This window comes from bacterium, from assembly GCA_021372535.1.
In the GTDB taxonomy this organism is placed as follows: Bacteria; Latescibacterota; Latescibacteria; order Latescibacterales; family Latescibacteraceae; genus JAFGMP01.
Genome location: JAJFUH010000064.1, coordinates 1 through 12,959 on the forward strand (window position 1 = coordinate 1; position 12,959 = coordinate 12,959).

General features: G+C 52.5%; 8 protein-coding genes. 2 read left to right on the forward strand and 6 right to left on the reverse strand.

From position 1 onward, the window contains the following. The first annotated feature begins 263 nt into the window (after positions 1–263). Entirely contained in the window at positions 264–1,916 is a 1,653-nt protein-coding gene (locus LLG96_06865; protein ID MCE5249925.1) for a hypothetical protein, read from the forward strand. A 450-nt stretch (positions 1,917–2,366) separates the two neighbouring features. After that, positions 2,367–3,866: a HAMP domain-containing histidine kinase gene (locus LLG96_06870; protein MCE5249926.1), complete on the forward strand. Its 1,500-nt coding sequence runs from the start codon at positions 2,367–2,369 to the stop codon at positions 3,864–3,866. Here LLG96_06870 and LLG96_06875 read toward each other — a convergent pair. The 6 genes from LLG96_06875 to LLG96_06900 form a co-directional block, all read right to left on the reverse strand. Then, on the reverse strand, positions 3,855–5,210 hold the full coding sequence (locus LLG96_06875) for a hypothetical protein (protein MCE5249927.1): 1,356 nt from the start codon (positions 5,208–5,210) through the stop codon (positions 3,855–3,857). The two genes, LLG96_06870 and LLG96_06875, sit on opposite strands and share 12 nt — an antisense overlap. A gap of 73 nt (positions 5,211–5,283) precedes the next feature. Next, on the reverse strand, positions 5,284–6,186 hold the full coding sequence (locus tag LLG96_06880; GenBank protein ID MCE5249928.1) for a dihydrodipicolinate synthase family protein: 903 nt from the start codon (positions 6,184–6,186) through the stop codon (positions 5,284–5,286). A gap of 198 nt (positions 6,187–6,384) precedes the next feature. Further along, positions 6,385–7,782: an alpha-L-fucosidase gene (locus LLG96_06885; GenBank protein ID MCE5249929.1), complete on the reverse strand. Its 1,398-nt coding sequence runs from the start codon at positions 7,780–7,782 to the stop codon at positions 6,385–6,387. A gap of 164 nt (positions 7,783–7,946) precedes the next feature. Next, positions 7,947–8,345 carry a GxxExxY protein gene (locus tag LLG96_06890; protein MCE5249930.1) on the reverse strand — a complete coding sequence of 133 codons (399 nt, stop codon included), beginning with the start codon at positions 8,343–8,345 and terminating at the stop codon, positions 7,947–7,949. 203 nt (positions 8,346–8,548) lie between these two features. Further along, complete coding sequence (locus LLG96_06895) at positions 8,549–12,358, reverse strand: SUMF1/EgtB/PvdO family nonheme iron enzyme (protein MCE5249931.1); 3,810 nt, start codon at positions 12,356–12,358, stop codon at positions 8,549–8,551. A 366-nt stretch (positions 12,359–12,724) separates the two neighbouring features. Beyond that, positions 12,725–12,959, reverse strand: a 235-nt coding sequence (locus tag LLG96_06900; GenBank protein ID MCE5249932.1) for a hypothetical protein, incomplete at its 5' end; no start/stop codon positions are given.

Sequence of the window (12,959 nt, forward strand, 5' to 3'; positions counted from 1 at the left end):
TTGACAGCCAAAATTCAGACATGTAGAGTTTCTCACCACGCTTTTAAGGGGGCTGTGAAATAAAATCGGCAATGCCGAATAAAGGGTGATAACCTGTGGTTTCAGGTGTTTTCACAAACCGAACGCACGGTCGTGAAACACTTTGCGCGTCTACGATCCAAAAAGCTATCTGACTATACCGGCTATACCGGGGCTCCGCACCTTTCCGGGAGAGGCATCGGGAAATCCCGGAAAAACCTTTACGCTTTTATCGGAGGTTTACCATGAAAAGCTTCAGATCCTTTTTCCTCTTCCTCCCTGTTTTATTTCTGATTCTTTGGGGCTGTGCGCAGGAGCCGCAAAAAGTCGAGATCAAGCCCGACAGAGTCGGCCCTTATGGAATTCTTCATAAAGGAGTTGTAACAAAAGAAGAGCCGGTTACCCCAAGCCAGTCGGAGCAAAAGAAAAAAGAAGTTGCCGAACGTCTGGATACTGCGGGATTACTCTATTCCGGCAAGGTGGTAACTGACAGTGATATGAAAATGCTTGAACCTCCTGAGAGTGTGGCCCAATATGCCGGGAAAGGGTATGTTCTGGCTAAAACACCACCGGAAATCGAATTCGCTGTCATTCCTGTGGAGCCGATGTTTCTTGGCGAATCACCGGTGCAATCCAAATCGTCCACGTCCAATAATCCGGGGCCCTGGTCAAACTGGTGCCAAGCCAACTACGATACGAGAACGGGGAAATTTTACTCGGCTGTCGGGGATCATGGTAAATACGATGCGCACATTCTTCTGGTTGAATATGATCCGGATGCTAAAAAAGTACGGTGTCTCCCGGAAGTCAATAAGGTTCTCGGAAGAGAAAAAACTCAATTTTCCGAAGGGAAAATCCACGGCTGGCTTGATTTTTATCAGAGTAAACAGCTTGATTCACCACATCTCTGGTACTGCACGTACTGGGCAAAGTACGATGAGCCGGATGAGGAGGATTATAAAACCGGTTATGACGGCGGCCATATCATGAGTTACGATGTGCTTACCGGAGATATAGTGGATTATGGTGTTCCCCTTGTACGGGCATCATGGCCCTACCACCGTGTCGATACGAAACACGGTATCCTGTATGCTGTGGGCATGTTCGGCGAATTCCTTGCATGGGATATCAATGAGCAGAAAACCAAGTGGGCGGGTTACCTTCCTCCCGGTCTTGGCTGGTGGGTACGGGCTATCATGATCGATGAAGAGACCGGAATGGTTTATACAACGAATCTAAAAGATAATCCGACCAATGAGATTCATATGATCAAATACGATCCGTTCAAAAATCGGTTTTTCGAACTGAATTGTTGTGTACCAAAGGAAAGCTCGCCATCTACCGGGATGAGAGGAAGTTACGGTACGATGCGTTCCCATGTACCGAAATACGAGAATATAGAGTTTAAAACACCAAATTATTGTCATATGCGTGCACAGACCCGCAGACGGGGTCCTGATGGGCTCTTCTGGTGCCTTACCTATAATGGCGAGATGTTTACGTTCGATCCTGTCAAAGAAGAAATTGTGAGCAAGGGACCTGACTGGCCCGGCGCAGAACGCTATACGACATCCATGGACAGGAGCCCCGGAGGACGGTATGTTTACTACCTTCCGGGTGCGCACGGACATGGTTACACGGATGGATCGCCGATTATACAGTATGACACGAAAACGGATACCAGGAAAGTTCTTGCATTTGTATATCCGTACTACTATGAGAAATACGGATATACCCCGGGCGGGACATTTTCGATAAAGCTCGACGATAAAGGCGAACGGCTTTTCATTCTCTGGAATGGCGCCTTCGTTGATCATCAACAGGGAAGAGGCGGAGATACATTCGGTCAGTGTTCGGTCATGCTGGTAAAAATTCCCGAAAGCGAGCGGATTGAGTAATGTAATACGTGTAAACGCCTAGCTGATTATCCGGTTATCCGGTTTGAAACACATAGAAAACTTTTAAATCAGAATTGATGATTTCTTCCGATAGTATGTGATCCCCCCTGCCTGCGGCATCCCCCCTTTTTAAGGGGGGCGTGGCTTTTCAGGCACTTTCATCCCCCTTTCTTTTATAAGGGGGAAACGGCGCAGCCGAGGGGGATCAATTATCTCAGCTGATTTAACTGGATAACCGGAATAGATTGTTTATACTATCATTAGTGATTATTAATCATTCATACTTGATTTAGGCATACAAAACATAAATCCCCGTTCCATTAAATTTTTATGAATAGACCGGATCAGGTTCACGAAACTTGTCTGGAACGGAAATTCATGTCGGGCGTCAATCCCTATGAGCATTTATAGTGCCCATCCTTTCTTAAGAATCTGCGCCGATGAGCCGAAATGCATGATACAGAGCATGACGGCATGGTCGCTTTTAAATCCGGAAATACAAGTATGAATGGATCGTTTTCCCCGAGTATCAGTATCAAACGGTTCATAACGCTCTGGGTCGGCAGTATCATGGCGGCCTGTGTTGTTCTTTCCATCGCGATATTGATTATCATCGGGAAACTCGAATCGCTCAATACCAAGACTATCAATGATTTGCAGGCTATCGAAAAGGCACATACCCTCGAACTGATCCTTTTGAACGAAAACCGTCTGACGGTTACCAATAAGGATTATGCCGACAAAACGTCAAATGATGCATCGCACAGTACTCTGCAAAAGGCGCAAACTATCCTTAACACCATGGTAGTCAATGCGGTTACCAGCGATGAGGATGTGCTCATCGATACCATCGAGAAAAACTTCATGGTTTTTTCTCAAGCAGCGACATCCTCGACGCCGGCACCGTCCGAACAGCTTCAACTTCTCACCGACAATCTTCTCACCTCCCTCGAAAACTATCGCGAGTATAAAAACAACGAAATGGGGAAAACCATCCAGTCCAGCCGGTTTCTCAGCACTATTATCCATAACTGGCTGATTTTACTGGTATTGAGCGTTGTTGTAATTGTAGGTACAGGGTCTGTTTCGCTCCTGAGGCGGATTGTACGGCCGACTATCGAGCTCAGCCGGGCTGCGGCGAGGTTCGGGCAGGGAGATTTCAGCGCACGGAGTTCTGTCGTGTACAATGACGAGCTTGGGAATCTGTGCCAGACTTTCAATAACATGGCCGAGGACATCGAACATCGCGAGAAATCCCGTATCCAGTTCATTGCTACGGTTATTCACGATATCAGGAACCCGCTCGCAATAATCGGTGCGACCGCGCGGATGCTGAAGAAAAAGGAGATGGAGACCGAACGCCTGAATGTGTGGCTCGAACGGGTGATTCGCGAGGTGGAAAAACTTGAAAATCAGACTCATGATCTCATGGACAGTGCGCAGATTCAGACGGGACAGCTTTCTTTGCAGATAAACGAATTCAATCTGACCGAGCTCGCTGAGGAAATTTATACGGAACAATCGGAGGTGTGTTCCTCGCATGTTTTTGTATTCGAGGGTTGTGACGACATACGGATTCTCGGGGACAGAAAGAGGCTCGAACGGGTCATAATCAATCTCCTGTCCAACTCGATCAAGTACAGCGCCCAGGGGACGACAATATCCCTCAAGGTCGAAAAGCGCGATTCGCAGGCGGTATACAGCATTACCGATCAGGGTGTCGGCATGTCACCCGAGGATATCAAACTGATCTTTCAGCCGTTCGGGCGGCTGACCAGTACGAAGCACATGGCGCAGGGAACCGGGCTCGGGCTGTTCAGCGTCAAAAAGATCATCGAGGCGCACGGCGGCTCGATAGCGGTGACAAGCGAAACGGGGGGAGGAACGACATTCGAGATTTTCCTGCCGCTCGCGGGTGACAGCATCAATCAAGGAACTTCAGACACCTGAGCGTGATTCTTCCATGTACTTCTTCCCGAGCATGGCGGCGCCCTTCATCGATGACTGATCCTCGTACGGATATTCGCAGTTCCTCATCCATTTCTTCTTGGCGTGGATCATGGCAGGGCTCGCAGCACCTCCCGTGATGCAGATGGTGTCGCCGAGACGAACCTCGATGCCGATTTCCTTGAGGTGTTCACGCTGATAGTCGCAGAGTCCGCGGATGAGCGCGGCAAGCATTTCTTCACGGGTTGTTTCATGGGTAAGCCCCGTGAACTCAGCCTTCAGCGGCTCCAGGGAATACCGCGACCCCATGAGATACGGCACATAGGTGACGGTGCTCTCACGGTCGAGCCATGTGTCGATCGACCGAGCGAGGAAATCGTCATAGAACGTATCGCCGGAAAGCTCGCTGCAGAAAACAGTCCGGAACCATTCGAGCGCCTTCCCGCCCGCATTCATCACATAGAGTGTCAGCCACCGTCCGGGAATGACATGCGCCCGGACATTGTATTTACGCGAGGAGAGGCATCTGGGAAGGCAGACGAGAGTAATCTCGCAGGTGCCGTTGACATTGATGATATCGCCGGGGTTCTTGATGCCGACGGAGTATGCCGCGAGCACGGCGTCGTTGCCGCCGATAACCACGTGCGGTTCTTTCACGAGGCCGAGCCTTTTCGCGAGCGGCCCGGTCACACGGCCCGCGCTTTCGTGGGATTGAATGATCTCCGGCAGGTATTCGATGGGAATGCCGAACGTTTTCGCGATATCCCCGTTCCATGTCAGATCGTTGCGGACAGTGTTGTAGAGCGCCATGAGGGATGCGGAGGACGGGTCTATCGCCGCTTTTCCGGTAAGCCAGCGTGCCATGAACGTGTTTGAGTGCCCGAACATGCGGGCTTTGCTGAAAATCTTCGGGTGATTGTCCTTTATCCACAGGATACTCGCCAGGGAACATCCCCCGGCGACCGGCATGTTGCCCGTCTCGTCGAGGAGCTTTTTGATTCCGACCGTACTGATAATTCGCTGCGCCTGGGCCCGTGAACGCTGATCGAGCATGAGGATGGCGGGATAAAGCGCGTTGCCGTCGCCGTCCATGGCTGTGAGACCCGGAGTCGTTCCGGAAAGGGCGATGACATCGACATCGGCCACAAGATCGCTCAGCTCCCTGCATCCAGCAGTGAAGGCCTTCTGCCACTTTTCCTGTTCGATATCCCCGAACAGACCCTCGTTATAAACATTGACCGGGTAATCCCGCGAAAACTGCCCCGTGAGGACGAGTTTGTCCCCGTCAGCGCGGAAAACGCCCATTTTCAGCCCCGTCGTTCCGACATCCAGCCCCAGTATCGTCATACAGTCATTACCTCCTGAATCATGTCCTTTATCTCAGCGGGCGCGTTCATGTTCTAAAGCGTGTACCCTCATTTCACGTGGTTTCGAAGCCTTCGGCCCTGATCTGCTCCCGTATTTTCTCACAAACCTCATCGGATGCCGGCCTGAGCGGATGCCGTGGTTCGCCGCCCCTGAAACCGGTCATGTTCATCGCCGCCTTGACGCCCGCGACGCCCGCGGTTCCCGAAACGGCGCCATTGAGACGGGCGAGTCGGAAGTGGAGCTCACGGGCTTCGTCGAACCGGCCTTCGATAAACAGCCGGTACAGGTCGCAGCAAGGTTCGGGCAGCACATTGGCGAGGGAGATGATGCCGCCCGGCGAGCCAAGGTGGAGCGACGGGTAGAAGAAGTTCGCGGAACCGGCGAGCACATGAAAATCGATTCCGGGTTCGAGATGGCTCAGAAACTGGACGGGGCCGACCGGCGAGGAATCTTTCATCCCGGCGATATTCGGGTGCTTCGACAGCTCCCTGACCGTTTTCGGGGGTATCTGCACACCGCCGGTGAATCCGGGAGCGTTATAGAGGAGCACGGGAACAGGCACGGAATCGGCTATACGTTCGTAGTAACTGCGGAGCGCCGCGCCGTCCATCTGTTTCGGAAAGTAACAGGGTGTCAGAACGCTTACGAAATCGATTCCCATATCCGCCGCGATGTTCGATTTCTCGATTGTCTCCTTCGTCGACTCGCATGCGGTGCCCGCCATGACGACCTTGTCGCCTTTCTCGTCGGCAAAAACCTCGAGCACCCGGACCTGTTCGGCTGAAGTGAGGCTCCTGAATTCGCCGTTGGAGCCGAGCGCGAGGTATCCGGCGAGAGCGGTTCCGTTCAGTTTTCTCAGGTTGAACCTGAGATCGTCGAGCAGGAGCTCGTCACCCCTGAACGGCGTTACAACCGGTGCGAAAACCCCGGAAAGTTTTTTTCTGGTATCGGTCATGCAGCCTTCCTTTTATACGTAATGCACAGAATTGTGTACCATTCTTATCCCGGGTATATGCCGGGAACGTACAATTCATTCATGAAATAAAAAAACCGGCTATACACAGTGATAAACTAACACCGGTAACACCGGTTTTCAAATATTTTTATCGGTTATTTACGGTTCTGATGGAGAATCATGCTCCGCCGATTCATCCTATCTGATGCCGGTCAGTTTGAATGTGTAGGCGTGACGGCATGGAAGCTCGTCAACGGAAAGCTGCGGGACAGCGATATGCATCTTTCCCCCTCTGTTTTTCCAGGAAACGGCGCCCTTGAAGCCGAGCATCGAAACCGCCGTTTTCCCGGATGTTTCGGGAGCGCTCAGAACCAGTTCCTTTCCGGGCCATGCGAGGCAGATGGCGTATACCGCTCCATCCTTTGCCGTATAGCAGACGGTTTCGCCTTCGTTGGTTTCGCGCCACACACGGGCACCATAGACAGCCTCGCCGTTGACTTCGAGCCATTTCCCGATTTCGAGGAGACGTTCCTGCATGATCACCGGAATTGTGCCGTCCGCCGCAGGCCCCACATTGAGGCAGAGGTTGCCGCCCCTGCAGACGCAGTTGACGAGGAGATGAATGAGCTGCCCGGCTGTCTGGTAATCCTCGATGTCCTCGTTACGGTTATAGCCGAACGAAGCGCCCATCGACCGTGTTTCGGCCCATTTGTGTTGTGGGCCGAGCTTTACGTTATTCCCCGTGTACTTGAAGTATTCCGACAGATAATAGCCGCCGTGACGGGATCGTGTTTCTTTCCCCCAGCGGTCGTTGATGACGACATGGTCGCGTACCGGGGATTCGTTGAACAGCCAGGCGAGGAATTCCTTCGATTTCCAGACATCGCTCGGATGATCCCATTCGCCGTCGCCATAGACGAGATCGGGCTCGTACCGTGTCACGAGGTCTTTCATCTGGGGAATCATGTGTTCGCGGACATAACGGTCGACATCGGATTTGTAGACGGGATTGAACCACTCGTAGAACGAATAGTACATCCCCATCCTGATACCCTCGGCCCGGATAGCCTGTGTCAGCTCGCCGACAATGTCGCGGTGCGGCCCGATGTCGACGCTGTTCCAGTTCCAGCTTTCCGCGCTCGGCCAGAGACAGAAACCGTCATGGTGTTTCGTGATGAGGATGATGTATTTCGCGCCCGACCGTCTGATGAGAGAGGCCCATGCCTTCGGGTCCCAGAGCTCGGCCCTGAAGAGGGGAGCGAAATCCTGGTATTGGAATCCCTCACCGTAGATATCCTCATGGAAACGGCGATGCGGTCTTGTGCTGTCGGAAATGTTGTACCAGTACCACTCCGCGTAGTTCCTGTTGCTGACATCGTTGATATCTCCCTTCATGGCCCAGGCGGGAACGGAAAAGATTCCCCAGCAGATTTTCACCCCGAACTTTGCATCGTCGTACCACTGCGGCAGGGGACGGCTGTCGAGGGATTCCCATGTCGGCTGGTATACCGTATTCTGGGCAGGTGCGGGACGGGCGATTATAGCCAGGCACATAACGATTGTCAGTGCAATACAGAGAAAAGTGATCGGTCTCATCTGTCTCTCATATCCTCCCAAAAAGACTTTGAACCGGGATTTTCAGGATTACCACGATTCAAAAATTTCAATGATTTATCTGTCTCCGCAACGCCAAAAAGACCTGAACCAGGATTTACACGATTATCAGGATTACCGCGATGAAAAAATCCGGGAAATCCCGGTTAATCATGGTAATCCCGGTTCAAATGTCGTGTTTTCCTGTTCAGGAGCCGCTTGTATTCCAGGCTTTTCCCGCCGAAATTGAGCAGAAGGCCCGTTTCCATATTGTATGCTTCAAGGTAGTTGAGAGCCTGTGCAAGGTGGACATCGTCGAGGACGCTCACCGCTTTCAGCTCGACCATAACCGTGTCCTCCATGAGAAAATCAACCCGTCTCGTACCGACCTGCTGTCCCTCGTATAACACCGGCATCTCTAACTCACGAACGAAACGAATGCCATTCCTCTCCAGCTCGATCGCCATGCAGCGCTGATATATTACTTCCTGAAATCCGCTGCCCATCACGGAATGTACCTTCATGGCGCACCCGATGATCGAACCGGTGAGTTCCTTATGCTTCATGCCGCTTACATTCCCCCCTAAAAAGACTTTAAACCGGGATTTCAGGATTTTCAGGATTACCACGATTCAAAAATTTCAATGATTTATCTGTCTCCGCAACGCCAAAAAGACCTGAACCAGGATTTACACGATTATCAGGATTACCGCGATGAAAAAATCCGGAAAATCCCGGTTAATCATGGTAATCCCGGTTCAAACTCCTTTCACGGTTTTCGGACAACACGGAATCCTATGTCGGTGCTCGCTTCGTTCGGATCGAAGTCTTTTCGGTAGTACGAACGGCATTCTTCAGCGCTGCTGACCCAGCAGCCGCCGCGATATATACGTCTCGTACCCGTTTCCGGCCCTGTCGGATCGGTCACACTCTCGCTCGGATAAGAATCATACCAGTCGTTGCACCACTCCCATACGTTTCCGTGCGTATCGTACAAACCCCAGTCATTGGGGACTTTTTCGCCAACGGGATGAACCTTGCTGTTGCTGTTACCGGAATACCATCCCGCCTGGGAAAGATTGGCTGTCGACGATCCGGTATAGTAGTATAATGATCCCGATCCGGCACGGCACGCATATTCCCACTCTGCCTCTGTCGGCAGACGGTAGCCATTTTTACTGAAATCGCACACGCCCGTGCTCTCGTCATAGCATTTGTCCAGCCCGGACTGCACGCTCAGGGCATTACAGAACATTATCGCATCCCACCAGGTCACTTTGTACACGGGATACGTATCGCCTACTCCGCCAAAACTGTCCGATGGATTGTAACCGAGGACCTTCTGATACTGCCCCTGTGTCACCTCATATTTGCTCATTTCAAACCCCGTCAACGTCACCGTATGAGTCGGAGCTCCGCTCGACAGGCCCATCTGGTACGTTCCGCCGGGGATGGAAACCATGGTGACTTCCGTTGTTGCCGGTATCACCTCGAAATTCGCCGTCACCGTCATGTTCCCGCTCACTGTCACCGTTGTCGAAGCGCTCGAAGCATCCGCAACAGTTCCCGTCCAGTTCGCGAACTGATAGCCCTGCGCCGGTGTCGCGGTGACCGTGACAACCGTTCCCTCGTCGTATGTGTGCGTACCGACAGCCGGTTCAATCGTCCCCCAGCCGGCGGTGTTCACCCTCATGTTGAGTGTGTACTGAACAGGGGCTGCCTGATGAGCGCCGCGAACAACCCGGAAGCCTGTGTGGTGGTCATACGTATTGGGAAGAATGTCATTCCTGAAAGCCGCATGACAACTGGCTCCGTTTGCATACCAGCTGCCACCGCGGCCAATGCGGTTTGAACCTGTTTCCGGCCCGACAGGATCATTTTCATTAGTGCTTCGATAGCTCCCATACCAGTCGTTGCACCATTCCCAGACGTTGCCGTGCATGTCATACAGACCCCATGCATTCGGCGTTTTCCGGCCCGCAGGATGTGTCCTGTTCTCACTGTTTCCGGAATACCACCCCGCATTGGCAAGATCGCTCTCAGAGGTTCCCGTGTAATAGGGTGTCGTCGTTCCCGCCCGGCATGCATACTCCCACTCGGCCTCGGTCGGCAGACGGTATCCGTTCTTCGTGAAATCGCACGATCCCGTACCCTCGTCATAACACTTGTCCAATCCTTCCTTAGTACTCAACGCATTGCAGAACTTGATCGCATCAAACCAGCTTACCTGTTCGACCGGAAAAGTGTCGTCTCCCGTGAAATTCGAGGGATTCGTTCCGATAATGGACTTGTACTGCCCCTGGGTAACCTCATACTTGCCCATTTCAAAGGATGAAAGGGTCACCGTATGAACCGGCTCGGCCACTCCCGATTGACCCATCTGGAACGTCCCGCCGGAAATCGGGATCATGATGATTTCCGTCGATTCGGGTATCTTCTGGAAATTCGCCGTGACATGCTTTTCGTCATCCATCGTCACCGTGGTCGTGGAATTGCCGGTATCGGCAACATCGCCGGTCCAGTTCACAAACAAATAGCCTTGTGCCGGTGTCGCCTTGATGGTTACCACCGTGCCCTCGCCGTATGCATGCGTACCCTCGGAGGGACTGGTTGTTCCGCTGCCGGAAGGTTTGACTTCCAGTATCAGTGCATGTTCGATTCTCTCAAAGTTGGCAGTGACGGTCTTATCGCCTGACATCGTCACCGAAGTCGTGGAATTGCCGGCATCGGCAACATCGCCGGTCCAGTTCACGAACCGGTAGCCCTGCGCCGGTGTCGCCGTGACTGTCACGGTTGTGTTTTCGTTATAGGCATGTGCGCCTGCCGACGGGTTCGTCGTCCCCCACTCTGCGTTGTTCACCGCCATCGTCAGGGTATATTTCGTCGGAGTCACCGTACCGCCGGTTCGCTTTACAACACGGAAACCCATGCTGCCGTTCGCGTCCGCCTGACTGGTACTGTAACGGTTCGCCGACCGGCAGCTTCCGGCATCCTGATTCCAGCAGCCGCCTCGTACGACACGTAAGTCGCCGGAAGACGGCCCTTCGGGATCGGTCTCGTTCGAGGACGAATAGCTTCCATACCAGTCGTTACACCACTCATATACATTCCCGCTCATGTCGTACAGCCCGAACGGATTCTTCGGATAGCTGCCGACATCTTTCGGACTTCCTATGTGAGATTCGTAATTTGCTTTTGTAGTGCTGATGGTGCCATCGCTCGTTCCGTACTGATACTGCTTCCCGCTCCGGCTGGCATACTCCCATTCCGCTTCACGCGGCAGATCGGTGTCATAGTACTCCGCAAACACTTTCGCGCCATCCCATGTCACATTTACCACCGGCAGGTTTTCCTTGCCCGGCTCCACACTGAACCTGCCGCTGCCGTAACTGATCCAGCACCGGTTGCCGGAATCCGATGAACCCGACAGAATCAGATACAAATGCCCGGTGTACGATCCCGTATTACCCCTGACTTCCTCATCCGTCGCCGTTACGTTGTTCAGGTGCAGTGACTTGTTCAGAAATACGGCGTACTGGAGGTTCGTTATCTCGTAGGCGCTCATGTCGAACGGTGATACCGTGACATTGTGCACGGGCTTTTCGTCCGATTCGCCGCCGCCTTCCACATCGCCCATCTGGAACGTACCGCCGGGAATCGAAACGAACGTGATCTCGGGGGCGGTAAGTTCTTTTATAAAATTCGCGGTAATCGTCATGTTACCGTTGACTGTCACAGTCGTCGTGGCGTTCGACGCTTCCGTTACGCTCCCCGTCCAGTGATCGAACCAGTAGCCGGACGCCGGTGTGGCTTTGATTGTTACGGTTGTGCCTCCGTCGTAGGTATGGGCACCGATGGACGGATTTGTCGTTCCCCAGCCGTCGGTGTTCACCGCGAGCGTAAGGGTATACTGCGCCTGTGACATCGACACCGTGACCGTATTGGACCAGCCGCCGCTGCCGGTCGTATTGTTCGCCTTTACACGGTAATAATATGTCTGTGATACGGTTTTTGTGAACAGCTCGGATGTGCCGACAATCGTTTTCGAGGTTGCGCCGCTGAAGCTGCTGTCTGTGGATTCTTCGATGGTGTAGGACTGCGCGCGGCTTACCGCGTCCCAAGAAACGGTATAAGAGGTCCCGGAGGTTATGACGCTCTGAGGGCCGACGGCTGTGGGAGTATCCGGCAGAGCGGGTTTCAGGAGTATCGTAACCGTAGTCTGCTTGCCGGCGGTTATTGAAATATTCGATGAGGTGCCGTTATGGGTTACTTTGTTGTCTTTGTCGTAACAGTTCATCTCGGCATGGTAACCGCTCCCCGCTTTCACCTTCACAGTGCCTGTGATGCGTTTGCCTTCCACCGTGAGCGGCTGTTTGACAAGCAGGGTATTCTGGGCATCGTAAAAAGAGATATCGGCTTTTATTGTGGGATTCAGCGCAACTGCCCGAGCCGGTTTCTCCGATTCGAACATGCATTGAATAACCACAGCTCCGGTGCCATCGTTCGAGTTTACGGGGTTTTCGTCGCTGCATGAGAGCCCGAAAAATACAGCAAGCGAGATCAGAATAAGCCGTTTCATCGGTGTTTTCCCTTTTATTGAGCTTTATACTTTATAAATAATCTGCTGACACTGTTCGTATATCCTCCCCGTAAAACCTGAACCATGATTTTCAGGGTGTAAAAAGGATAACCTCCATGACCATAGATAGTCACAACGAAGGATGAAAACGTATGCAGGCTGCATATGGATTCCCGATTAAAGATTCGGGAATGACGTCGTTGCAGGAACTCCAGACACCAGACCGGGGATTCAGCACCGGGAACCGTCGATGAATTTTCAGATAAACCGGGAAAGAATCACGGTAATTATGGATACACACAGGAATCCTGGTTCCAAACTCACCCTTGCCTTGTTAAAAGGGACAGGCGAAGATGAGAGAGTTTATCACTCACTGACTGTAATATCGATGACCGCGGTTCCTTCACTCTCCGAACCGCCTCCGCCACCGCCTCCCCCGAGAGCAGCCGCCACACCGCCGGCTACTACAATACCTCCGATGATATAGTAGAGTTTTTTGGATTTTTTCTGCTTTTTGCCATAGAGGAGCTCGCTGACCACACTCGGAATACCCGTTCTCAGGAGATTGTCACGCTGCCCGGTGAACATGTAATCTGCGACA